This window comes from Paracoccus sp. 22332 (genome assembly GCF_052045125.1).
In the GTDB taxonomy this organism is placed as follows: Bacteria; Pseudomonadota; Alphaproteobacteria; order Rhodobacterales; family Rhodobacteraceae; genus Paracoccus; species Paracoccus haematequi_A.
This window is the reverse complement of sequence record NZ_JBQEOI010000005.1, coordinates 85,659-107,864: the sequence shown is the minus strand read 5'-3', so window position 1 is coordinate 107,864 and position 22,206 is coordinate 85,659. Positions and strand designations below refer to the sequence as shown.

19 protein-coding genes are annotated in these 22,206 nt (G+C 67.9%); 2 read left to right on the top strand and 17 right to left on the bottom strand.

Translation table 11 applies throughout. From position 1 onward, the window contains the following. Nucleotides 1–114: 114 nt before the first annotated feature. Nucleotides 115–774, top strand: a complete 660-nt coding sequence (locus ACTJI6_RS07710) for a GntR family transcriptional regulator (protein WP_126153714.1) — start codon at nucleotides 115–117, stop codon at nucleotides 772–774. On the opposite strand, the gene ACTJI6_RS07705 is transcribed toward ACTJI6_RS07710, so the two are convergent. From ACTJI6_RS07705 to ACTJI6_RS07630, 16 genes are all read right to left on the bottom strand, one after another. Then, nucleotides 771–1,814, bottom strand: coding sequence for an AbrB family transcriptional regulator (locus ACTJI6_RS07705; protein ID WP_440799304.1), 1,044 nt, complete (start codon nucleotides 1,812–1,814; stop codon nucleotides 771–773). The genes ACTJI6_RS07710 and ACTJI6_RS07705 overlap by 4 nt on opposite strands. A gap of 31 nt (nucleotides 1,815–1,845) precedes the next feature. Continuing rightward, nucleotides 1,846–3,144, bottom strand: coding sequence for an MFS transporter (locus ACTJI6_RS07700; protein WP_440799302.1), 1,299 nt, complete (start codon nucleotides 3,142–3,144; stop codon nucleotides 1,846–1,848). Nucleotides 3,145–3,293: 149 nt separating this feature from the next. Next, the gene (locus ACTJI6_RS07695) at nucleotides 3,294–5,855 is read right to left on the bottom strand and encodes an HWE histidine kinase domain-containing protein (protein WP_440799300.1); all 2,562 of its coding nucleotides are present in this window, start codon (nucleotides 5,853–5,855) and stop codon (nucleotides 3,294–3,296) included. Beyond that, on the bottom strand, nucleotides 5,852–6,349 hold the full coding sequence (locus ACTJI6_RS07690) for a biliverdin-producing heme oxygenase (protein WP_126153711.1): 498 nt from the start codon (nucleotides 6,347–6,349) through the stop codon (nucleotides 5,852–5,854). The genes ACTJI6_RS07695 and ACTJI6_RS07690 overlap by 4 nt, the downstream gene beginning before the upstream one ends. Before the next feature lie 139 nt (nucleotides 6,350–6,488). Next, entirely contained in the window at nucleotides 6,489–7,403 is a 915-nt protein-coding gene (locus ACTJI6_RS07685; protein ID WP_440799786.1) for an NAD(P)-dependent oxidoreductase, read from the bottom strand. A gap of 2 nt (nucleotides 7,404–7,405) precedes the next feature. Further along, complete coding sequence (gene rodA / locus ACTJI6_RS07680; protein ID WP_440799298.1) at nucleotides 7,406–8,545, bottom strand: rod shape-determining protein RodA; 1,140 nt, start codon at nucleotides 8,543–8,545, stop codon at nucleotides 7,406–7,408. Nucleotides 8,546–8,549: 4 nt separating this feature from the next. Next, entirely contained in the window at nucleotides 8,550–10,490 is a 1,941-nt protein-coding gene (gene mrdA, locus ACTJI6_RS07675; protein WP_440799296.1) for a penicillin-binding protein 2, read from the bottom strand. Then, entirely contained in the window at nucleotides 10,487–11,017 is a 531-nt protein-coding gene (locus ACTJI6_RS07670; RefSeq protein WP_126153708.1) for a rod shape-determining protein MreD, read from the bottom strand. Before ACTJI6_RS07670 ends, mrdA begins: the two co-directional genes overlap by 4 nt. Beyond that, the gene (gene mreC / locus ACTJI6_RS07665) at nucleotides 11,014–11,949 is read right to left on the bottom strand and encodes a rod shape-determining protein MreC (RefSeq protein WP_440799294.1); all 936 of its coding nucleotides are present in this window, start codon (nucleotides 11,947–11,949) and stop codon (nucleotides 11,014–11,016) included. The genes ACTJI6_RS07670 and mreC overlap by 4 nt, the downstream gene beginning before the upstream one ends. 27 nt (nucleotides 11,950–11,976) lie before the next feature. Further along, nucleotides 11,977–13,011: a rod shape-determining protein gene (locus ACTJI6_RS07660; RefSeq protein ID WP_126153706.1), complete on the bottom strand. Its 1,035-nt coding sequence runs from the start codon at nucleotides 13,009–13,011 to the stop codon at nucleotides 11,977–11,979. 257 nt (nucleotides 13,012–13,268) lie between these two features. Next, on the bottom strand, nucleotides 13,269–13,865 hold the full coding sequence (locus tag ACTJI6_RS07655; protein WP_126153705.1) for a hypothetical protein: 597 nt from the start codon (nucleotides 13,863–13,865) through the stop codon (nucleotides 13,269–13,271). 201 nt (nucleotides 13,866–14,066) lie between these two features. After that, on the bottom strand, nucleotides 14,067–15,623 hold the full coding sequence (locus ACTJI6_RS07650) for a 2-isopropylmalate synthase (protein ID WP_440799291.1): 1,557 nt from the start codon (nucleotides 15,621–15,623) through the stop codon (nucleotides 14,067–14,069). A gap of 713 nt (nucleotides 15,624–16,336) precedes the next feature. Next, nucleotides 16,337–17,599 (bottom strand): DUF2254 domain-containing protein, encoded by a 1,263-nt coding sequence (locus ACTJI6_RS07645; RefSeq protein WP_440799289.1) that lies wholly within the window; start codon nucleotides 17,597–17,599, stop codon nucleotides 16,337–16,339. Between the two features lies 1 nt (nucleotide 17,600). Further along, entirely contained in the window at nucleotides 17,601–19,067 is a 1,467-nt protein-coding gene (locus ACTJI6_RS07640) for an ABC transporter substrate-binding protein (protein WP_440799287.1), read from the bottom strand. Nucleotides 19,068–19,079: 12 nt separating this feature from the next. Continuing rightward, complete coding sequence (locus tag ACTJI6_RS07635; RefSeq protein WP_126153701.1) at nucleotides 19,080–19,772, bottom strand: CDP-alcohol phosphatidyltransferase family protein; 693 nt, start codon at nucleotides 19,770–19,772, stop codon at nucleotides 19,080–19,082. A gap of 49 nt (nucleotides 19,773–19,821) precedes the next feature. Next, the gene (locus ACTJI6_RS07630; RefSeq protein ID WP_440799285.1) at nucleotides 19,822–20,547 is read right to left on the bottom strand and encodes an SseB family protein; all 726 of its coding nucleotides are present in this window, start codon (nucleotides 20,545–20,547) and stop codon (nucleotides 19,822–19,824) included. A gap of 115 nt (nucleotides 20,548–20,662) precedes the next feature. On the opposite strand from ACTJI6_RS07630, the gene ACTJI6_RS07625 reads away from it, so the two are divergent. Further along, a complete protein-coding gene (locus ACTJI6_RS07625) occupies nucleotides 20,663–21,661 on the top strand; it encodes a serine hydrolase domain-containing protein (protein WP_126153699.1) in 999 nt (332 codons plus the stop codon). Between the two features lie 31 nt (nucleotides 21,662–21,692). Here ACTJI6_RS07625 and ACTJI6_RS07620 read toward each other — a convergent pair whose 3' ends face one another. Next, nucleotides 21,693–22,133, bottom strand: a complete 441-nt coding sequence (locus ACTJI6_RS07620; protein WP_338142917.1) for an outer membrane protein assembly factor BamE — start codon at nucleotides 22,131–22,133, stop codon at nucleotides 21,693–21,695. Between the last annotated feature and the right edge of the window lie 73 nt (nucleotides 22,134–22,206).

Genomic DNA, 22,206 nt, shown 5'->3' with positions numbered 1-22,206 from the left:
CACGAATCCTCCCCCCGCCATGGTTATACGCCTGCGTCCGCATGATGTATATAACAGAATTGTTGTTGGATGTTTCTGCTCTGCTGGGCTAGACTCCTGGCAGGAGGATCAGGCGTGGCAAGCGTTCCCAATACCCTGCGCATCCGGCGCGCCCTGGAGGATGCCATCGTCGCGGGCCGATACCTGCCCGGCACCCGCCTGGACCCCGAGGCGTTGGAGCGCGAATTTGACTGTTCCCGGACCCCCATCCGCGAGGCGTTCCAGCAACTGGAGGCCTCGGGCCTGGTGCGGGTGATGCCCAAGCGCGGCACTTTCGTCAGCCAGTGGACGCCCGAGGAACTGGCCGAACGCTTCGAGGTCATGGCCGAGATCGAGGCAAGCTGCGCCCGCCTGGCCGCCCGCCGCATCACCCAGGCCGAACTGGACGCCTTCCAGCAGGTCCATGACGACTGCCGCCGCCTGGCCGAGGCGGGCGAGGTCGAGGCGTATTACCTGCGCAATTCGGACTTTCACCACTGCATCTATCGCGCGACGCACAACGCCTTCCTGATGCAAGAGGCCGCGCGGCTGCACGCGATGCTGCAACCCTATCGGCGGATGCAGTTGCAGGTCCGCAACCGCATGGGCCGGTCCTTCGCCGAACATGACGCCATCGTCGCGGCGATCCGCGACGGCGACGGCGAGGCGGCAGCGCAGGCGCTGCGGGATCATGTGATCGTCCAGGGCGACCGCTTCCATGACCTGATCGCGGTGCTGCGCCAGACGCTGGCCTAGCCGCGCCCGCGCCGCCGGATCAGCCGGAACAGGATCGGCGCGCCGGTCAGCACCAGGATCACGCGCGTGATGTGGTGGACCACCACGAAGCTGAGATCGGCGCCCGCGATCAGGGCCAGCATCGACATCTCGGCCTGACCGCCGGGCATGAAGGCCAGGAAGCCCTCGACCGGCGGGGCGAGGCCCGTGACGGTGACGAACTCCGTCACTGCGCCCGCGATCACCGCCAGGATCAGCACGAAGACCGCGCCGCCCGCGACCGTTTCGCGCAGTTCGCGCAGGGTGACGCCGACATAGCTGACGCCGATGCCGATGCCGATCAGGAATTGCGCGGCCAACAGCGCCTCTCGCGGGGGGCGCATGTGCAGGACGCCCAGCAGCGACAGCGCCGCCGCCGCGATCAGCGGACCCAGGATCGCCGCGCCGAACAACCCGACCCGCTCGGCCGCCTTCCAGCCCAGCAGGGCGGCGGCGGCCATGACGGCCAGTTCAAGGACCGGAATGTCGGATGCGGGTTTGCCGACCGGATGCGTCAGTTCGACGCCGTAAAGGCCCACCAGAACCAGCGGGCCGACGATCATGATCACCAGAAGCCGCGTCACATGGACCAGCGAGACCTGGCGGATGTTCGCCCCGGCTTCGGCCCCGAAGATGGTCATGTCCGCCGCGCCCCCCGGCATCGCGGCATAGAAGGCCGTCACCAGGTCGAAGCCGCAGAAGCGGCGGAAGAACGGCACCCCGACCAGGCCGATGGCGGGGATATAGAATGGAATGATCGCGACCGAGGCCAGCATCGACGGCAGTTCGGCCAGCAGCGCCGGGGTGACCGATGCGCCGATGGCGACCCCCAGAACCGACCGCGCCGCGACCGAGGCCTGCCCCAGACCGGCCAGCCGCACCCCGCAAAGGGCCGCGACCAGCGACGCGATCATCGGCCCGAACAGGAAGGGCAGCGGCAGGTGCAGCACCGAAAACAGCGCGACCCCGGTGACGCCGATCAGCAGCGTCACCGCCTGATGCACGCGCAATCCGCCGACCACCCTCCGCCCTCCCTTCGACTGTCTGGAAAGACTAGACCTCGTCCCGGCCCGAGGCCAGGATGCACAGCAACGTGACCACCGCCGCTGCCAGCAGGTAATAGCCGACATGGGCCAGGCCATAGTTCTGTTGCAGCCAGGTCGCCGCATAGGGCGCCAGCGAGGCGCCGAAAATCCCCGCGAAGTTGAAGGTGATCGAGGCGCCGGTATAGCGCACCTTGGTCGGGAAGGGCGCGGCCAGCGCGGCGCCGATGACGCCATAGGTCAGCCCCATCAGGAACATGCCGACGGTGATGAAGACGTAAAGGCTGGCCGCGCTGCCGCCCATCAGAGGCGCCAGGAGGAACGAGAAGGCGCCGATCAGCACCGTGACCACGACCAGGAACGGCCGCCGCCCGGTCGCATCGGCGATCTTGCCCGCCAGCGGGATCGCCAGACCGAAGATGACCGAGCCATAGATCTGCATCAGCAGCGCATCCATGAAGGCGATCTGGCGCACCTTGACGTTATAGGACAGCAGCCAGGCCGAGCAGATATAGAACAGAACGAAGGTCACCAGCGCGACAAAGGTGCCCAGGAACAGGCTGCGCTTGTGATGGCGGAACAGTTCGACCACGGGGACCGAGACGCGTTGATCACGCCTGACGGCCTCGGCGAATTCGGGGGTTTCGGTGATCGACAGGCGCACCCACATTCCCAGCACGATCAGCACGATCGACGCCAGGAACGGCAGGCGCCAGCCCCAGGCCAGCAGGTCGTCCTGGCTCATGAAATGCAGCAGTACCCAGAAGAAGCCCGAGGACAGGAACAGCCCCACCGGGGCGCCAAGCTGCGGGAACATGCCGTACCAGCTGCGCTTGCCCGCGGGCGCGTTCTCGGTCGCCAGCAGCACCGCGCCGCCCCATTCGCCGCCCAGGCCGAAGCCCTGCCCGAACCGGCACAGCGCCAGCAGCGCGGGCGCGGCGACGCCGATCTGGGCATAGGTGGGCAGCAGGCCGATGATGACGGTCGAGACGCCCATGGTCAGCAGCGCCGCGATCAGCGTGGCCTTGCGCCCGACCCGGTCGCCGAAATGGCCGAAGACGATGGCGCCGAAGGGCCGCGCGAAGAAGGCGATCGAGAAGGTGGCGAAAGAAGCCAGCAGCGCGGTCGTCGGATCCGCCGCCGGGAAGAACAGCGCGGGAAAGACCAGCACGGCTGCCGTCGCATAGACGTAGAAATCGAAGAACTCGATCGTCGTGCCGATCAGGCTGGCCAGCAGCACCCGTGCCGGAGAGTTGACGGAGGTGCCGCCGCGCGCCGCTGTGGGCGCGGAAATCGTCTGATCAGTCATCGGTCGTTGATCCGCTTGTCATGGAAGTGGGGCGCCGGAATCGCGGAAGATGCCGGTCGGCGCCCCCGCTAGCGCAAAACTTGCCCCAAGGAAATGCGCGCCACGCCGAAAATTGCGCCGGCATGGCAGCCTTGCAGCCGGGTCGTGGGTCAGGCGGACCAGCCCCCGGCCTCGGCCAGTTTTTGCAGGATGTCGCCGATCTGATAGGGCTTGCCGACGATGGGGATGTCCGCGAAGCCTTCGGGCAGGCCGATGTCGCGGCCATAGCCGGTGGCGAAGACGAAGGGAATGGACCGGGCGCGCAGGGTCTCGGCCACGGGCAGCGAATCCTCGCCCGTCAGGTTCACGTCCAGGACCGCCAGATCCGGCGGATCGGCCTGGATCAGCGCCAGGGCGGCCGCGACGGTCGCGGCGCGGCCGGTGACGTGCAGGCCGCGATCCTCCAGTTCCGCCTGAAGCGACATGGCGATCAGGGTCTGATCCTCGACCAGCAGGACGCGGCGGCCGGACAGGGGATGGACCGAGGCCGGGGCCGCGATGGGCCGGGGCCGGGCCAGCGGGCCGGGATCGGCAAGGCGGATGAAATCGGCGGGCAGCATGAAGGCCGCGGCGATCCCCTGCGGGCGATAGTCGATGCGGCTTTCGCCGCCCAGGTCGAAGGGCAGCGACTGCTGGATCAGCGCCGATCCGAAGCCCGACCGCTGCGGCGGGACCAACCCCTCCAGCCCGTCCTCGGTCCAGCGGATCCGGCAATGGCCGTCGCTGTCGATCTGCCAGTCCACCGACAGGTGCCCGCCCGGCCGGGACAGGGCGCCGTATTTCGCGGCATTCGTCGCCATTTCGTGAAAGATCAGCGCCATGACCGAAAAGGCTCGCCCGTCCAGGGCCACCGCGGGACCGTCCAGGCGGATCGGCTTGCCGTCGCCCGCATAGGGGCCAAGCTCGGCCCCCAGCAGGTCGCCCAGCAGCCCGCCCTGGTCGTCGCGGACCACCTGGTCATGGGCGAAGGCCAGGGCCTGGATGCGGCCCCGCAGCGCATCGGCGTAATCGACCAACGCCTCGTCGTCGCGGGGCTTGCGGCTGACCAGGGACTGGATCACCGCCAGGATGTTCTTGACGCGGTGGTTCAGTTCCTGGTTCAGCATCCGCTGCCGCACGGCGGCGCGCGAGCGTTCGTCGGCCAGCACCTCGCTGTTGAACAGCAGCACCTCGACCACGGCGATGCGCAGCGCCTCGGCAAAGCGGCGGTCGGCCTCGGACCAGGGGTGGCTTTTGTGGCGGACGGTTTCCTTCCAGATCGCGAAGCTTTTGCGCGGGGTCAGGCGGTCGCCGAACGGGCCCGTGGCATAGGTCTTGTTCGGATCGCCCGCCCAGTCCAGCGTCTGGACGGCCTCGCGGCGGAAGTAGAACAGGAAGTCGCGCGGCCGCCGCGACAGCGGGATGATCATCACCCCGGCGGCAAGGGCTGTCAGGTCGGGGGCATCGGGCAGCAGGTCGGACAGGCAGTCGGTCTGGAACACCTGGCCTTCGGGCAGACCTTCGGACAGCGCCAGGATCGGCGCGGCCTGCGCCCGGTCGGGGGCGTGGCCCAGGGTGGTCCAGCACCCGTCCAGCCACATGGCGATGCCGTCCGCCGCGATCAGCCCAGCCAGATCGGGCAAGCGGCTTTGCAGGGCCTGGCCCGCATCCTCGTTCTGGCTGGCATCGACCAGCAGGTCGTCCAGAGCGCGCCGCGCGTCCAGTTCGGCGTCCCGCGCCTGCTTGCGGGTCAGCGCGTCCAGATGCATCGAAAAGAACTCGCCCACCATCTCGGCCGCCGCGCGGTCCGCCATGTCCAGCACCTTGGGAGAGTAGTGGTGGCAGGCGATCAGCCCCCACAACGCCCCGTCGATGATGATCGACACCGACATCGACGCCGCCACCCCCATGTTGCGCAGGTATTCGCAATGGATCGGGGACACGCTGCGCAGATGGGCATAGGACAGATCCAGCGGTTCGGCCTGGGAATCGTCGCCCTGGACCGGCACCGGCGTGAAGGACGCGTCGCCGATCACTCGGATCGGATTGCGCAGATACAACGCGCGGGCCTGCTGGGGAATGTCGCTGGCCGGGAAATACTGGCCGCGAAAGCTTTCCTGGTCGTCCAGCTTGGCCTCGGCCACGACCTTGCCCGCGCCATCCTCGCCCAGCTGATAGATCATCACCCGGTCGTAGCCCAGCTGCGCCTGCATCAGCATCGCGGCCTGGGCGACCAGCCGTTCAGTGTCCTCGGTGGCGCGCAGCCGTTCGATCACCGTGCGCGCCAGGCTGATGATCGTCCCCAGCCGGTTCGAGGCCGGTTCGAATTCGACGATCGTGCGGCCCTTGAAGCGGTGGATGGTGGCGTCCAGTTCCCGGCCGTTCACAGTCACGCCGAAGGCCAGGGCCGGGCGCGGCTTCTGGCCCGACACCGCCAAGGCGTTCAGCAGCCGGTGCGCGGGTTCGGATCCGATCGCCTCGGCCAGGGTTAGGCCCAGGGGATCGCCGGGCAGATCCAGTGTCGCCGCCGTATTCGCGGATCGATACACCACCCGGCGCGCGGTGTTGTCGCAGGCCAGAAGGCATCCGTGGGGCTGGATGCTGCCGGGGATGTGGATCGGCTCTCGATCGCAATTGGTCAGGTCGATGGGCTGGCCGACCAGGGAAGCATCGGAGAGGGCGTTTTCGTTCATGCCGGCGCCTTGACCCCATAGGCCCGCAGCGCCAGCCCGAAGACCGCGCGCGCGGCCGTCACCGCCGGGGCCGGGGGAATGTCGGCGCCCTCAAGCCAGTCCAGGAACTGCCGCCAGCGGCGCGGGGATCCGGTCTGCGCGGCCAGGTGGCGGGCGCCGCGTTCGGGCGTGAAGCCCTGGTCCGCCGCGCGCCGGGCCAGCAGCCGCGCACCCAGGGCCGAACCCTCCAGCACATAGCAGGCGGCGGCCTGGGCCGCCGGGTCCGCCAGCACCGGCGCATCGGGAAGGGCGGGACGGGGCATGTCCAGATCGGCCAGATCCAGCGCGATCAGCGGGGCCAGGCGCTGCACCTGCCAGCCGGGGCGGGCCAGCGCCGGTTCGACCGCCGCCCGGAACGCATAGCTGCCGGACAGAAAGGCGCGATAGGCGGCGGGGTCGGCAAAGCTGCCGATCGCATCGTCCAGGCGGACATGCAGGTCGCGTGTCTCTGTCATCAGAACGCGACGCAGGGAAGTGTCATTGGCCATCATGCGCCAGCTTTCGAACTGTTTTCCCAGACATACCGGCGCTTGCCGAAATGCCGCAATAGCGGAAACCCCCAGATGCCGTTAACGTAAGTTAGTCGTGATCGGTTCAGTAACCGCGCCCGCGATCCACCAGATGCAGGACCGGACGGCCCGCCATGGCTCGGCGCAGGTTCTCGACCGCGACGGGGGCGGCTGTGCTGACCCGCGTCTCGGCGGCGATATGGGGGGTGACGGTGACGCGGGGATGGGACCAGAAGGGATGGCCGGGGGGCAGCGGTTCCGTGCGGAATACGTCCAGCACCGCGTGGCCCAGCCGGCCGCCGTCCAGGGCCGCCAGCAGCGCGTCGTCGTCCAGCACCGTGCCGCCTCCGGGATTGATCAGCCAGGCGCCTTGCGGCAGCAGCGCCAGCCGGTCGGCGTCCAGCAGCCCCCGCGTCTGGGGGGTGTCGGGCAGCAGGGAGATCAGGATTTCGGCACGCGACAGGGCGCGGCTCAGGTCGGTCGTGACCTCGGCCCCCTGCACCGAGCGGCCCGATGCGCTGAAGCCCGCGATGCGGAACCCGATGCCCCTCAGCATGGCCGCGACGCTGCGGCCCAGTTCGCCCATCCCTAGGATCGTCACCTGCCGCCCCTCGGCCAAGGGCGGCGTCAGGGCGTTGCGCCAGACCCCGTCCTGCGCGTAACGGTCCATTCCCAGATGCGCGCGCATCGCCCAGCCGGTGCAATATTCCGCCATGCCGCGCGCCAGCCCCGGATCGACCATCCGCGCCAGCGGCTGCGTCAGGGTGGGGTTTGTCACGATCCGTTCGACCCCGGCCCACAGGCTTTGCACCAGCCGCGCGTTCACGAAGGGCGACAGGTCGCTGACCGGCCCGCCCGGCGCAAAGATGATCGCGTCGATCCCGGCCGGATCGGCGGCCGCCAGATCGGGGCGCACCAGATCCATCTCGGGCGCAAGGGCGGTCAGGGCAGGCGCCCATTCCGGCCACAGCGCATCGGGGGCGGCGAACAGGACGCGCATCCTCATCGCGGCCTGTGGACATGGGCGGCCTGCACCAGCCCGAAGCCCAGCATCAGGATCATCAGCGAGGTGCCGCCATAGCTGACCAGCGGCAGGGGCGATCCCTTGGCGGGCAGCATCCCCATCACCGTGGCCATGTTGATCGAGAAATACAGGAAGAACGTTCCGCTGATGCCCACCGTGATCAGCGCGGCGAAGCGGTCGCGGTTCGACAGCGCCGAATAGAGGCAGAAGCCGATGATCAGCGTATAGAGGCCCAGCAGCGACATGGCCCCGACGAAGCCGAATTCCTCGGCCAAAACGGTGAAGATGAAGTCGGTGTGCTTTTCGGGCAGGAAGTTCAGCCGCGACTGCGTGCCCTGCATGAAGCCCCGCCCGGACCAGCCGCCCGATCCCAGGGCGATCTGGCTCTGGATGATGTTGTAGCCCGCGCCCAGCGGATCGGCGGTCGGATCCAGGAAGGTGTCGATGCGCCGGAACTGATAGTCCTTCAGCAACTGCCAGTCGGTCCCCCGGCTTTCCATGACGGTGGCGACCATCCCCACGGCGGCGGCGATCACGACGGCGAAATACCACAGCGACACACCCGCCGCGAACATCAGGATGCCGCCCCCCGCCACCAGCATGATCGAGGTGCCCAGATCCGGCTGGATCAGCACCAATGCCGTCGGCGCCAGGATCAGGATCACCGGAATCAGCACCCACAGGGGGCGCGACACCCGATGCGCGGGCAGCCAGTCGTAATAGGCCGCCAGCAGCAGCACGAGCGAGATCTTCATCAGTTCGGACGGTTGCAGCCGGATCGGGCCGATGTCGATCCAGCGCTGCGCGCCCATGCCGATCTCGCCCACCAGTTCCACCGCGACCAGCAGCAGGAAGCAGCAGATATAGGCGGGCACCGAAATCCCGCGCCAGAACCACATCGGCACGAAGGCCAGCGCGATCATGATGACCATGCCCGCCGCGAAGCGATACATCTGCGGTTCGGCCCAGGTGTCGACCCGGCCCCCGGCGACCGAGATCAGCATCAGGAAGCCGATGCTGGCCACCGCCGCGATCAGGAAGACCAGCGGCCAGTTCAGATACAGGATCTTGCGGATGCCGGTCGGGGTCTGGGCGACCTTGTAATCAAGATAGGACATCGCGTCAGGCCCTGGTCAGGCGCGGCGGTTCGGGGGTGAACAGGTGCATGGCGTTGTGGCGTTCCTCCATCTCGGTCCGCTGGTCGCCGGGCACGGCATCCAGCGGCGGCAGCCCGTCCGCCAGCGCATAGAGCAGGATGTCCCGCGCGATGGGCGCGGCCACCGCCGATCCGCCGCCGCCATGTTCCACCACCACCGACACCGCATAGCGCGGCGCGTTGAAGGGCGCATAGCAGACGAACAGCGCGTGGTCGCGCCGGTTCCAGGGCAGCTGGTCGTTCGACACAACGCCGCGTGCGCGTTCGGCGGCGGTGATGTTGCGGACCTGGCTGGTGCCGGTCTTGCCCGCCATGCGCCAGTCCTCGCGGATGATGCGCGACCGGCGGGCGGTGCCGCTGTCGGAATTCATCACCGCGTCCATGCCCGCGCGCGCGGTGCGCAGGAAAGCCGGGTTCAGTCCCAGATCCGGGAAATCGGCCACCGGCTGCGCCACGCCGTCGATGGCGCGCACCAGCCGAGGCCTCACCTCGCGCCCCGTGGCGATGCGCGCGGTCATCACCGCCAGTTGCAAGGGCGAGGCCAGCACATAGCCCTGCCCGATCGAGGCATTCAGGCTGTCGCCGACCTGCCAGGACTGGCCGTGGCGCGCCTGTTTCCAGGCCCGGTCGGGGGCGATGCCCTCGGCGACGGCGGACATCGGCAGGTCGTGGCGCTGCCCCAGCCCCAGCCTGCGGGCCATGGCGGCGATGCGGTCGATGCCGACCCGCTGGGCCAGTTCGTAATAATAAACGTCGCAGCTGTGCGACAGGCTGGTGATCGCATCGACGCTGCCATGGCCGCCCCGGCGCCAGCAATGGAACCGGCGGCCGCCGACCTCGGTATGGCCGGGGCAGTAAAAGCGCGTCCCGGCATTGATGACGCCCGATTCCAGCCCGGCCAGCAGCGTGACCATCTTGAAGGTGGATCCCGGAGGATAGACCCCCTGCACCGTCTTGTCGGCCAGCGGGCGGTGGTCATGTTCCATCAGCGCCTTGTAATCGGGCGAGGAAATCCCGCGCACGAACTTGTTCGGATCGAAGCTGGGCGAGGAACAGATCGTCAGGATGTCGCCGGTCTGCACGTCGATGACCACGGCGGCGGCGCTTTCGGTGCCCATGCGTTGCGCGGCGTAATTCTGCAACCGCGCGTCCAGCGACATCTGCACCGTGGCGCCCTGTTCGCCTTCCTGGCGGGACAACTGGCGCATTTCGCGGCCCGCGCTGTTCACCTCGACCCGGCGCTGCCCGGCCTTGCCGCGCAGCACGTCCTCCATCCGGGCCTCGAAGCCGACCTTGCCCAACTGGAATTCCGGCAGCATCAGGACCGGGTCGGGATCCTCGATCTTGGACAGGTCGTAATCGGATACCGGCCCGACATAGCCCAGCACATGCGCCATGTCGCCCGCGCGCGGATAGACGCGCGACAGGCCCGATTCCGGCGTCACCCCCGCCAAGGACGGGGCGTTCACGGCGATGGAGCTGAACTGTTCCCAGGTCAGCCGGTCGGCCAGCACGATGGGCGTGATCGCGCTGCGCTTGGAGAATTCGTCCAGAAGCTCGGCCATGCGGGCGTCGCTGATCGGGATCAGCCGGGCCAGGCGGCGCAGCACGGGTTCCACGTCGCCGCCCGCTTCCTCGCGCGTCAGGGTGACGCGGTAATTCTGTTCGTTCCCGGCGATGACGATGCCGTTGCGGTCGTGAATCAGGCCGCGCGCGGGCACCAGCAGGCGGATCTTGATCGAATTGCCGTCGGCCAGCATCCGGTATTCTTCGGCATGTTCGACCTGCATCGACCGCAGCTTCAGCGCCAGGGTCGTGACAACGCCCAACTGGATGCCCGCCAGCAACAGCCCCCGGCGGCCGATGCCCCGGCCCGTGTCGCCGGTCTGGCGCGGCGTTCGTGTCATCGGGCGAACCTCATCTGCTCGGCTTCCGCCAGGGTGACGCGGCGCAGCCCGAACAGGACGCGCGCGGCCAGCACCACCGCCGGATAGGCGGCGACGGTGGCGATGTATTGCAGGATCACCTGCCCCAGGGCCGGAACCGGCAGCATGAACACCACCTGCGCGAAGCGATAACCCAGCATCATCACGCCCATCAGGACCGACACGCGCAGCCATTCAACCATGAACGGCCCATCGCGCCAACGCCCCTCACGCAGGCGTGCGGCCTCGGATCCGGCCAGCACGATGGCGGGCCACAGGCCCAAGGGATGAAACAGGATGGCGTTCTGGACCAGGAAGGCCAGGGCGATCACCGGGGCGGCAAGCTGGTCGGGACGGCGCAGCATCCAGGCCAGCACCAGGCACAATTCCAGGTCGGGTCCCGGCCAGCGCGTCGTGCCCGGCGACAGGGGCAGCAGCCGCAGGAACAGCAGCACCGCCATGGCCGTGCAGAACAGGATCGTTCCGATCAGCACCTGCCGGTTCATCATTCGGCGCCCGTGGCCAGCGGATCGGACGCCACCGCTGCCTCGACCGGCGAGGCGGGCCGCTGCGGTCCGATCAGGCCCCGGTCGCCGGGCGCGATCACCGCGCCGCTGTCCACCACCATCTCGGCCGGATGGGACCGCAGCACCCGCAGGAATTCCAGCCGCCCGTAATCGGCCGCCAGCCGCAGCCGTATCCGCCCGTCGCTGCCCTGGACCACCTGCCCCGCCAGCAGCCCCGGCGGAAACACCCCGCCATCGCCCGAGGTGACGACCCGGTCGCCGGGCCGCACATTGTCGGGCATCTCGATGAAATCCAGGAACGGCAGCGACGTGTTGTCGCCCGTCAGCAGCGCCCGTTCACCGGACGGCTGGGCGGTCACCGGGATGCGCGACGACGGATCGGTCAGCAGCACCACCCGGCTGGTCCGCTGGCCCACCCCCGAGATGCGGCCGACAAGGCCCAGCCCGTCCATCGTCGCCCAGCCTTCGACGATGCCGTCCTGCGCGCCCACGTTCAGCAGCACCGACTGGCGGAAGGCCGACCCGCTGTCGGCCATTACCATGCCCGTGACGCTGGTCAGCGCCGGGTCGATGCGGACATTGTTCAGCGCCATCAGCTTGGAGTTTTCCTGCTCCAGCTGGACGGCGGCTTCCTTCCAGGCCTGCATCTGCTGCAACTCCCGGCGCAGTTCCTGGTTCTGCTCATAGATCCGGGCATAGGACTGGAACCCGCCGATCATCTGGCTGGCCCGCGTGACCGGCGCCAGGGCCCATTCGAAGCGGGGCACCACGCGGTCGATGATGGCGATGCGCATCGCCTCGGCGCGCGGGCTGTCGATGCGCCAGAACAGGAACAGCGCCACCAGCACAAGCGCCATCAGCGCGATCAGCACGCGCCGCACGGGTGTGGCGAAATCTGGTCCCTTGCGTGCCATTCACGCAGCCCCCTTCCGGGCCGCCTCTCAACTGTCGTAGTCGATGACGTGGCGAAGCTGCTTTTCGTATTCAAGCGCCTTGCCCGTGCCCAGCGCCACGCAGTTCATCGGCTGGTCGGCCAGCGTGATCGACAGGCCCGTCTGCTCGCGCAACGCCAGATCCAGGTCGCCCAGCATCGCTCCGCCGCCCGTCAGGATCACGCCGCGATCCACGATGTCGGCGGCCAGGTCCGGCGGCGTCGCCTCCAGCGCGACCATCACCGCCTCGCAGATGGCCTGCATGGGCTCGGCCAGCGCCTCGGCCACCATGGCCTGGCTGATCTCGATCTCCTTGGGGATGCCGTTCAGCAGGTCGCGGCCCCGCACCATGATCGTGGCACCGCGCCCGTCATCGGGCATCCGCGCCGTACCGATGCTGGTCTTGACCCGCTCGGCCGTGGATTCGCCGATCAGCATGTTCTGGTTGCGGCGCAGATAGTTGATGATCGCCTCGTCCATGCGGTCGCCGCCAATGCGGACCGAACGCGCGTAAACCACGTCGCCCAGCGACAGCACGGCAACCTCGGTCGTGCCGCCGCCGATGTCCACGACCATGGAGCCGGTCGGCTCGGTGATGGGCATCCCCGCGCCGATGGCCGCCGCGATCGGTTCCGCGATCAGCCCGGCCTTGCGGGCGCCCGCCGACAGCACCGACTGGCGGATGGCGCGCTTTTCGACCGGGGTCGCGCCGTGCGGCACGCAGACGATCACCTTCGGCTTGGAAAAGCCGCTGCGCTTGAACACCTTCTTGATGAAGTGCTTGATCATCTGTTCGGCGCTGTCGAAATCGGCGATGACGCCCTCGCGCATGGGCCGGATCGCCTCGATGCTGCCGGGGGTCCGGCCCAGCATCAGCTTCGCGTCCTCGCCCACGGCCAGCACCTGCCGCTTGCCGTCCTTGACGTGATAGGCCACGACCGAGGGTTCGTTGAGGATGATCCCCTTGCCCTTCACATAGATCAGCGTGTTCGCCGTCCCGAGGTCGATTGCGATGTCGGTCGAAAACAAACCGCCGAATGCCATGCCCGTATCCCTTTCGCGCCGGTTTCACCGGCTGATGCCCGTTCTTGTCCGCCTATGGCGCAGCCACGGCGCGGAATCGACGCGCGAAGCTTCCCAGGTGGTGTCCCCATATAGAAGCCTCGGCTGCGGCGCGAAAGCCCCGTTGCCGTGATCGGCGGAACCGGGCACATGCCCTGGTTGCGGGGCGCAGATGCGGCGCAGGCATGAAAAAGGGCGCCCCCGACCGGCGAGGGCACCCTTCATAGATTGCCTGACCGTCAGCGCGCCTTGCGGCGACGGCGCAGAAGGGCCAGCGCGGCAACACCGGCGGGCAGCAGCGCGGCGCCGGCGGGCAGCGGGACCGGCGCGGGCTGGGGTTCGGCCACGGCATTGCCCGGAACGGCGATGTTGTAGTTCAGGCTGCCATGGGTGCCGTAAAGGCCCAAATACAGGACGCCGGCGAAATCGTCGCCCAGGTTCAGCGCATAGGTGAAATCACCGCCGCGGTTCGCGTGGTTCAGGGCGACCCTGCCGAACGTCGTGCCCTCCCAGGCGCTGTATTTCGGCGCATAGGTTTGATAGCGCAGTTCGCCCCCGGCCGAGAACGACCAGTCGGTCGCGCCGATGGGCGTCTTGGGCGAAAAGGTCAGCGTGATGGTCTGCGCACCCGCCTTCAGCGAGGTGAAGCCCAGGATGTCGTGATCGTTCTGGACGTCCCAGCTGCCCGAAATGTGATCGACGCCTGCGGCGACGATGGTGGGGTTTTTCCAGTCGTGCGAAAATTCGGCGGCTCCGGTACCCTCGGTCAGGGTGGCGGCGTTGGCAGCCCCGGCCGCCATCAGGGCGGTCGCGATGGCAAGACAGAAGGCGCGCATCTTATCCTCTTTACTGGCGCATTCAGCACCAAAACAATTAAAAGGCCCGGCAGATTCTCTGCCTGGCGAGGGATCTCTCATGCCATGACGTTTACGTCAACGAAATGACGATGCCGCGCGGCTGTCTTTTTGTACAGGCTTAATACGGAAAGCCCCGGCGCCGTGGCACCGGGGCTGGAAAGCATCCGCCGTGAACGGGCGTCAGTGCGAATACATGCTGATTTCCTTGCCGTCGCGCCCCGCCCGCGTACGGCGCACGATCAGGTGGTTCAGCGCGCCGACATAGGCCTTGACGCTGGCCAGGATCGTGTCGGTATCGGCGGCCTGGCCGTTCACGATGCGGCCGTCCTCCTCCATCCGCACGCTGACGGTGGCCTGGGCGTCGGTGCCTTCGGTCACGGCATGGACCTGATACAGCTTCAGCGTCGCATTGTGCGGGAAGATCTGCTTCACGGCATTGAAGCAGGCATCGACCGGGCCGTCCCCGGTGGCATGGACGGTCTGTTCCTGCCCGTCCACGACCATTGTCAGATCCGCCGACTGCCCGTCGCTGCCGCAGACCACGCGCAGGTGCTTGACCTGAAGGAAATCGTCGCCGGTATTGGCCGAGGCGTCCTGGACAAGCGCCACGATATCCTCGTCATAGACCTCTTTCTTGCGATCGGCCAAGGCCTTGAAGCGCACGAAGATGTCCTTCAACTGGTTATCGCCGACCTCGTATCCCAGATCGGCCAGCTTGGCGCGCAGGGCGGCGCGGCCCGAATGCTTGCCCATGGCGATGTTGGTTTCATTCAGCCCGATGTCGGCGGGGCGCATGATCTCGAAGGTCTCGACGTTCTTCAGCACGCCGTCCTGGTGGATCCCCGATTCGTGCAGAAAGGCGTTCTTGCCGACGATGGCCTTGTTGAACTGCACCGGGAAACCGCTGACCTGGGCCACGCGGCGGGAAATGCCGATGATCTTCGTGGTGTCGATGCCGGTGTCGAAGGGCATGATGTCGTGGCGCACCTTGAGCGCCATCACGACTTCCTCAAGCGCGGTGTTGCCCGCCCGTTCGCCCAGGCCGTTGATGGTGCATTCGATCTGGCGGGCGCCTGCTTCCACGGCGGCCAGCGCGTTGGCGGTCGCCATGCCCAGGTCGTTGTGGCAATGGGTGGCGAAGACCACGTTTTCCGACCCCGGCACGCGTTCCAGCAGCATGCGGATCAGATCGGCCGATTCGCGCGGGGCGGTATAGCCCACGGTATCGGGGATGTTGATGGTGGTGGCGCCCGCCTTGATGGCGATTTCCACCACGCGGCACAGATAGTCATGTTCGGTCCGCGTCGCATCCATTGGCGACCATTGCACGTTGTCGCAGAGGTTGCGGGCGTGCGTCACGGTCTGCTCGATCCGTTCGGCCATCTGGTCCATGTCCAGGTTCGGGATCGCCCGGTGCAGGGGCGAGGTGCCGATGAAGGTGTGGATGCGCGGGCGTTTCGCGTGGCGCACGGCCTCCCAGCAACGGTCGATGTCGGGCAACTGCGCGCGGGCCAGACCGCAGATCACGGCGTTCTTCGCCTGTTTGGCGATCTCTGACACGGCGGCGAAATCGCCTTCGGAGGCGATAGGGAAGCCCGCCTCGATGATGTCCACGCCCATCTCGTCCAGCATGGACGCGATTTCCAGCTTTTCCTCGTGGGACATGGTGGCGCCGGGCGACTGCTCGCCATCGCGAAGGGTGGTGTCGAAGATGACGACGCGGTTCTTGTCGGTCATGGGATGTGCTTTCTTACGGGGTCTGTCGGGAATGACCGGGCACGTTCCTGGCTGAGCGGCGGCCCGGAGACCCGCTCAGCGCAGCGTAAGAAGCAGCAGACCGCGGAGGTTCACGACCAGACGCGCGCCGAAAGGCGCGGTCGAGGCGGCGGGAATGTCCAGCATCCGGGTCATGGCGGGGACTATGCCGTCGAGGAAAGTGTTTGAAAAGGGGAAATTGCCTCAGGGCCGCCGTTGCAGAACCATTACCTTTGATCGATCCCCGTCACGTTGAACCAGGATATGTCCCGGCGGACGACAGTCAGAGCGAAACCCGGGTTCAACATCAACCATGCGCCGTGGAAGGGACAGATCCGCAAGCATTCCCCCTGCCGGGTCGAACAATCCCACGCGGACCACCCCGTCATGGCTGAAGTCCCGATCCATCCGGCGGATCAAGGCCCCATGCGGGCTGTCATGCAGCGCCAGGTCGAAATAGGGCGCGATGATGCAAACCATCGCAGCGTCAGAGACAAGGATGCGGTCCAGCGTGATCGCGGTGGGTTCGGGATCAGACCGCAGGTTTCGGATGACAGCATGGTCAAGATGCTCGGCCCCGCCGAAGTCACGCTCTGGCCCGAGCCAAAACCACCCTGCCGCCGTGACCAGCAGAAGAAAGCCCAAGACACAGGCGGCAGGCCCGGAAAAGACCCGCAAAAGCGCCGAACCGGACATCACACCCCGCGCCAGCCGCGATCCAGGCCCTCCAGCACCTGCCGCAGGCGGTCGCGGTCATATTGGCTGGGCAGGCCCGCCAGGCCCCGGTCGGCCGCCAGCCGCAATTGCGCAGCCGCCGCCTGACGCGCGGCCTGGGGGCCGGTGCGGGTCAGCGCGTCCAGGCCCTTGATCAGCCGCGTCAGGATGTCGATATGGCCCGCAGCCTCGCGCGCCATTATGTAGAAGGCGTCGTCCAGCATGTCCTCGTGGCGCAGGGGCGGCAGACGCAGGCGGGGATAGCGGGGTTCCTGCGTCTCGGCCTTGTGCCAGCCGTCGCCCCAGAAGGTCAGCAGCCGCACATGCCGCCCGATCACGTCGATTGCGGTGCCGGGATCGTTGACGGCGGCGGACAGGGCGCGCATTCCGACCTCGGTCAGGGCGATCACGCCGAAGCGCGGATCCTGGTCGAAGGACCGCGCGGCCGAAATGGTGAAGGCGCGATGCACCCGGTCGGCCAGATCGTTGTCGACGGTTCCGCCGCGCGGCACGGCCAGCGTGCTGCCGTGATAGACGAAGGCGCCCGGCAGGACGCGGATGTCCAGCCCGATGCCGCGATCCTCGCACAGGTCGGACAGGGCGGCGGTGTCGATGAATTCGACATAGCCCACCTGGTCCGACAGGATGGCGGGGGCGTCGGGCGCGTCGTCGGGCAGCGGGCGGCCACCCAGGAAGGGCAGGTCCAGCCGCGCCTGCATGGACCGGCGGGTCGCGTCCTCAAGCCGGTCGATGGTGTCGCCCACGCGGCCCAGCTTGGTCAGCTGGTGGATCCAGCGCAGCAGCGCCAGCACGATCAGGACGATGACCAGCACCGTGGTCACGAACAGCAGCGCCCGGCCCTGCGGGCCGTAGACGCTGACCCGCAGCGCGACCAGGCCCACAATGCTGAACAGGAACGACCCGATGAAGGTCGCCAGCACCGACTGGATGAAGTCGTCCTCGGTCAGCAGGCGGGTGGCGCGGGGCGTGGCGTTCGAGGTGGCCGAGCCATAGGCCGAGGTCAGCGCCGTGACAGAAAAGGTCGTGACCGCCAACATGCTGCTGGCGATGACGTTCAGCAGGCTGTCGATCGCTTCGGCGCTGATGTCGATGGGCAGGGGCCAGGGCAACCAGGCGGCCAGCGTCGCCGCCACCGCCGCCGCGACCCCCAGCACCGCATAGAGCGCGACGCGCACCCACAGCGTCCGGCGCAGCCGCGACAGGATCCAGCGCAGCCGGGACATGTCAGGGCGCCCACCGCACCTTGGTCAGGTCGTTGGCCTGGGTAGGGGCGTTTTCCCACAGCCCCTGGATCCGGGCATCCGCGACGCCGGTCTTGGCAAGCTGGAACAGGAAGGCATTGACGTAATCGTTCGCGATCATCTCCTGCGCCTGCCGATACAGATCGCTGCGCTGCTGGGGCGTCACGGCGGCCTGCAAGCGGTCCATCAGCGCGACGAAATCCGGCCTGGCATAGCGGAAGTAATAGTCGGGGCGGGCATATATATCGATGTCCAGCGGCTCGGTATGGCTGATGATCGTCAGGTCGAAATCGCCGCCCTTGAAGACGGTTTCCAGCCATTGCGCCCATTCCATGTTGGCGATCTGCGTCTGAATGCCCACGGCGGCAAGCTGGGCCTGCACGATTTCTCCGCCGCGACGGGCATAGGGGGTGGGCGGCAGGGCCAGGCGCAACGTGATCGGGCCGACCCCCGCCTCGGCCAGAAGGGCCTTCGACTTTTCGGGATCGTATTCCGACAACCCGGTCAGATCGACGTAATCGGGGTGGTGCGGCGCGAAATGGCTGCCGATGGGCGTGCCATAGCCGAACATCGCCCCGTCGATGATGTCTTGGCGGTTGATCGCATGGGCGATGGCCTGACGGACCTTGATATTGTCCAGAGGCGCGCGGGCGTTGTTCATCGCCAGGATCGTCTCGCCCTCGGTGGTGCCGACGATCACCTGGAAGCGCGGATCGGCCTGCAACTGCGGCAGCGTCTCGGGCGCGGGGAAGTTCGGGAAGGCATCCACGTCGCCTGCCATCATCGCGGCAAACGCCGCCGAGGGGTCGCCGATGATGCGGAAGGTCGCGGTCTTCAGCGCGGGCTTTTCGCCCCAATAGCCGTCAAAGGCCGTCAGCACGATCCGGTCGCCCTGGACCCATCGGTCAAACCGGAAGGGGCCGGTGCCGACAGGCCGGGTGGCAAGGTCGTCCACGCTGGCCGGGTCCAGCATCACCGCATCGCCCCAGGCCATCTTGAAGGGAAAGTTGCCGTCCGGCACGGTCAGGGTGACGCGGACGGTCAGCGGATCCACGGCCTCGACCGTCTCGATGCCCTGGAACAGCACCTTCTGGGCATTGGTCGAATCGGGCGCGCGGGCGCGGTCCAGCGTGAACACCACGTCGCTGGCATCGAAAGCCGCGCCGTTATGGAAGGTCACGCCGTCATGCAGGTGGAAGACATAGACACGGCCGTCTTCTTGAACGTCCCAGCGTTCGGCCAGCGCAGGCTCGATGGCGCCGTTCGGGCCGAAGCGGGTCAGACCCTCGAAGACATTGGCATAGACCACCTCGTCGGTGGCCGCCGCCGCGCCGCCGGTCGGGTCGAGGTTCGGCGGCTCCAGCACCATGCCCAGGGTGATGGCGTCCTGGGCGCTTGCGGGCAGGGCCAGCAGCATCAGCGCCGCCAGGGGTTTCAGGGCATGGATCATCGGCGTCCTCCGTCAGGCGCGTTCGGGCAGCAGCTGCTGCGCGGCCCCCGCCAGCATCAGCCACAAGGATGTCACGACCAGCCCCCAGTTGGCCCAGCTGTCGGGATGGAAATCGACCCAGGCGGCGCGGGCCGCGAAGACGCACCACAGGATCGAAACGGGCAGAGAGATCGCCCGCCACCGTTCGGTGCGCACCGGGTGGATGAACTTGATCGGCAGGAACATCGCCACGGTCAGCGCGACGACGATCGTCAGGATCACCGTCCAGTGCGGATCGGTGGCGAACAGCACCAGCACCACCATGTTCCAGCAGCCCGGAAAGCCGGAAAAGGAATTGTCCCTGGTCTTCATCCGCGTGTCGGCGAAATAGATCACGCTGCCATAGACGATGACGATGATCGCGAACCAGCCGGTCCAGCCCGACAGCAGCCCCGACTTGAACAGCGCGTAGGCCGGGATGAACACATAGGTCAGATAGTCGATGATCAGGTCCATCAGCACGCCGTCATAGGTCGGCGAGTTGATCTTGACATCGTATCGCCGCGCCAGCGGACCGTCGATGCCGTCGACGACCAGGGCCACGACCAGCCACAAGAACATCAGCGACCATTCGCCCTCGACCGCGGCCAGCATGGCCAGCATGGACAGGACGGCGCCGGTGGCGGTCAGAAGGTGGACGGAAAGCGCTTTGTGACGTGTCTTCATGGTCCGGTTCTGGCAGTTTGGCGGCGATCACGCAACCGTGCAGCGCCGATCAGCGCAGGATCGGCGGGCCTTTCGGGCGCCGCGGCGACTGGGGCGTCTCGGGCACCGACAGGTCGAAGCGCAGGATACCCGCAGGCAACGCCGCATCGGTAAAGCTGACATCCACGCCGCCGGGCTGTTCGGGCAGGAAGGCCAGCGCTTCGGCCAGGGCCTTGGCGATGGCGGGCTGATGGGCGGGATCGGCGCCCGCGACCAGCAGGACATGACCGTTGCCCGTCCCGGCCAGCGCCGCGCCCGCGATCAGCCCGCGCATGTCGCCCAGCCGTTCGGCCAGGGGCTGAGCCAACGCCTCGACGGTGGCGGGGGCGGGCGGGGTCAGGCGCAGGCGGGCGTCCGTGGCCTCGGGCGCGGCGGACAGCGCGCCGGTCAGCCAATCCAGCATGGCGGCGTCCAGCAGCATTTCCGACGGCTGGCCCGGATTGACCAGCAGCCCCGCGCCTTCGGATTTCAGCAGCCCCGCCAGCACCCGCCCCGGCATGGCGGCATAGGCCACCGGCCCGCCGAAGAAGCCCGCCAGCCGATCCTCGGCATCGCAGGCAAGGGCCACGGGGCCGCCGTCCAGCGGGAAGATGCGCAGTTCCACGGTATCGCCCTCGGGTTCCGCCGCCAGGGCCACGGCCAGTTCCGTATCGGCCAGCCGCGACAGCATCCGCGCGCGCTGCGGGGCGTCGGCGTCGTGGAAGGGAACCGGGGCAAGGTCGTCAAGCGCGGTCATGGCATGGCCTTCGGATCGGGGACGGCCCCGCCCTAATCGCGGCGGGCGCGCCCGGCAAGGCCCTGCTGACGCAAGCGTGATTCCCCGATGCGCGCCCGCCGCCCATATATCGCTGATGAACCGACGCACCCTTCTGCTGGCCGCCGGCCTGTCGCCGCTGCTTGCCGCCCCCGTCCGGGCGCAGGCCGACCTGAACCCGATCCTCGACGACGCCCGGCGGCTGGAGAACCTGCGCGCCGTCGCCGTCTGGTCCGCCGGCCGGGAGATCGCCGCGCGCGGCTATCACGGCTTCACGCCCGACAGCCCCACGAACATCAAGTCTGCCTCGAAATCGATCATCTCGGCCCTGGCAGGCATCGCCATCGACCGGGGCGATCTGGACGGCCCCGACCAGCCCATCGCGCCGATCCTGCGCGACCAGTTGCCCGACGACCCCGACCCCCGCCTTGCCACGGTCACGCTGGGCCATCTTCTGTCGATGCAGGCCGGGCTGGAGCGGCAGTCGGGCGCGAATTACGGGGCCTGGGTCAGCAGCCGCAACTGGGTGCGCGCCGCCCTGGCCGCGCCCTTCACCCAGGATCCGGGCGGGCGGATGCAGTATTCGACCGCCTCGACGCATCTGGTCTCGGCCGTCCTGACGCGGGTGACGGGGCGGTCCACGCTGGATCTGGCGCGCGACTGGCTGGGCGAGGTGCCCGGCTTCGCCATCACGGGGTGGGAACGCGATCCCCAGGGCATCTATCTGGGCGGCAACCAGATGGCGATGTCCACGCGGTCCCTGCTGGCCTTCGGCGCGGTCTATGCCGATGGGGGCCGCGCGGGCGGACGGCAGGTGGTCCCCGCCGACTGGATCGCGGAAAGCTGGCGGTCGCGCACCGCGTCGATCTTCAGCGGGCAGGGCTATGGCTATGGCTGGTTCATCGGCCAGGCCAGCGGGCGTCCGGTGCGATACGGCTGGGGCTATGGCGGGCAGATGATCTATGTCTTTCCCGCGACCGGGCGGCAGCCTGCGGTGGCCATCGCCATGACCTCGGATCCCGACCAGCCCTCGGCGCGGACGGGATACCGCAACGACCTGCACATGCTGGCGGACCGGATCGTGCAGACCCTGTAGCGGCCGGGCACATGCAGGCACGCGCCCTGCGTCAGTCGATGATGTCCGCCGCCTGGAAGTTGCCCAGGTTGCCCAGCAGCTGCCCGATCAGCGAGATCTCGGTCACGCTGCCTTCGGTCACGCGGCGCGACAGGGTGACGATGCGGCCGCGCTCCAGCCCGAAACGTTCGACATTCGTCACCACGCCGCTGGGCGCGAATGAGACGGCCACGACCTCTCGGCTGACCTCGCGCGGTTCCATCGGGCCGTAATGGCGCCAGCGCGATCCGACATAGTACCAACCCGATCCCGTCAGCAGGCCCTGGGCCGAGGGACGGCCGATCAGGCCCTGAAGCTCGTCCACGGTGGTCTGGCCGACGACGACCTGGGACAGATCCTCGGGCGCGGGGATGAAGCCGTGGTTGCGATAGACCGGCGCGCAGGCGGCAAGCCCCAGGACGGCCACGAAAGCCAGAACCAGTGCAGTCTTCATGGCTTTCATTCCGTGGTTTCCCTTGCTCGGACTGTTGACGCGGCCCGTCCGGCTTAGCAAACTCGGGCACCGC

Bases quoted from the DNA above. Each gene is read 5' to 3' on its own strand.
- ACTJI6_RS07690 (WP_126153711.1), bottom strand. From the start codon at position 6,349: ATGACAGAGACACGCGACCTGCATGTCCGCCTGGACGATGCGATCGGC.
- ACTJI6_RS07700 (WP_440799302.1), bottom strand. From the start codon at position 3,144: ATGACTGATCAGACGATTTCCGCGCCCACAGCGGCGCGCGGCGGCACC.
- ACTJI6_RS07625 (WP_126153699.1), top strand. From the start codon at position 20,663: ATGAACCGACGCACCCTTCTGCTGGCCGCCGGCCTGTCGCCGCTGCTT.
- ACTJI6_RS07635 (WP_126153701.1), bottom strand. From the start codon at position 19,772: ATGAAGACACGTCACAAAGCGCTTTCCGTCCACCTTCTGACCGCCACC.
- rodA (WP_440799298.1), bottom strand. From the start codon at position 8,545: ATGTCCTATCTTGATTACAAGGTCGCCCAGACCCCGACCGGCATCCGC.
- ACTJI6_RS07620 (WP_338142917.1), bottom strand. From the start codon at position 22,133: ATGAAGACTGCACTGGTTCTGGCTTTCGTGGCCGTCCTGGGGCTTGCC.
- ACTJI6_RS07670 (WP_126153708.1), bottom strand. From the start codon at position 11,017: ATGATGAACCGGCAGGTGCTGATCGGAACGATCCTGTTCTGCACGGCC.
- ACTJI6_RS07660 (WP_126153706.1), bottom strand. From the start codon at position 13,011: ATGGCATTCGGCGGTTTGTTTTCGACCGACATCGCAATCGACCTCGGG.
- mrdA (WP_440799296.1), bottom strand. From the start codon at position 10,490: ATGACACGAACGCCGCGCCAGACCGGCGACACGGGCCGGGGCATCGGC.
- mreC (WP_440799294.1), bottom strand. From the start codon at position 11,949: ATGGCACGCAAGGGACCAGATTTCGCCACACCCGTGCGGCGCGTGCTG.
- ACTJI6_RS07645 (WP_440799289.1), bottom strand. From the start codon at position 17,599: ATGTCCCGGCTGCGCTGGATCCTGTCGCGGCTGCGCCGGACGCTGTGG.
- ACTJI6_RS07650 (WP_440799291.1), bottom strand. From the start codon at position 15,623: ATGACCGACAAGAACCGCGTCGTCATCTTCGACACCACCCTTCGCGAT.
- ACTJI6_RS07640 (WP_440799287.1), bottom strand. From the start codon at position 19,067: ATGATCCATGCCCTGAAACCCCTGGCGGCGCTGATGCTGCTGGCCCTG.
- ACTJI6_RS07695 (WP_440799300.1), bottom strand. From the start codon at position 5,855: ATGAACGAAAACGCCCTCTCCGATGCTTCCCTGGTCGGCCAGCCCATC.
- ACTJI6_RS07630 (WP_440799285.1), bottom strand. From the start codon at position 20,547: ATGACCGCGCTTGACGACCTTGCCCCGGTTCCCTTCCACGACGCCGAC.
- ACTJI6_RS07685 (WP_440799786.1), bottom strand. From the start codon at position 7,403: ATGCGCGTCCTGTTCGCCGCCCCCGATGCGCTGTGGCCGGAATGGGCG.
- ACTJI6_RS07655 (WP_126153705.1), bottom strand. From the start codon at position 13,865: ATGCGCGCCTTCTGTCTTGCCATCGCGACCGCCCTGATGGCGGCCGGG.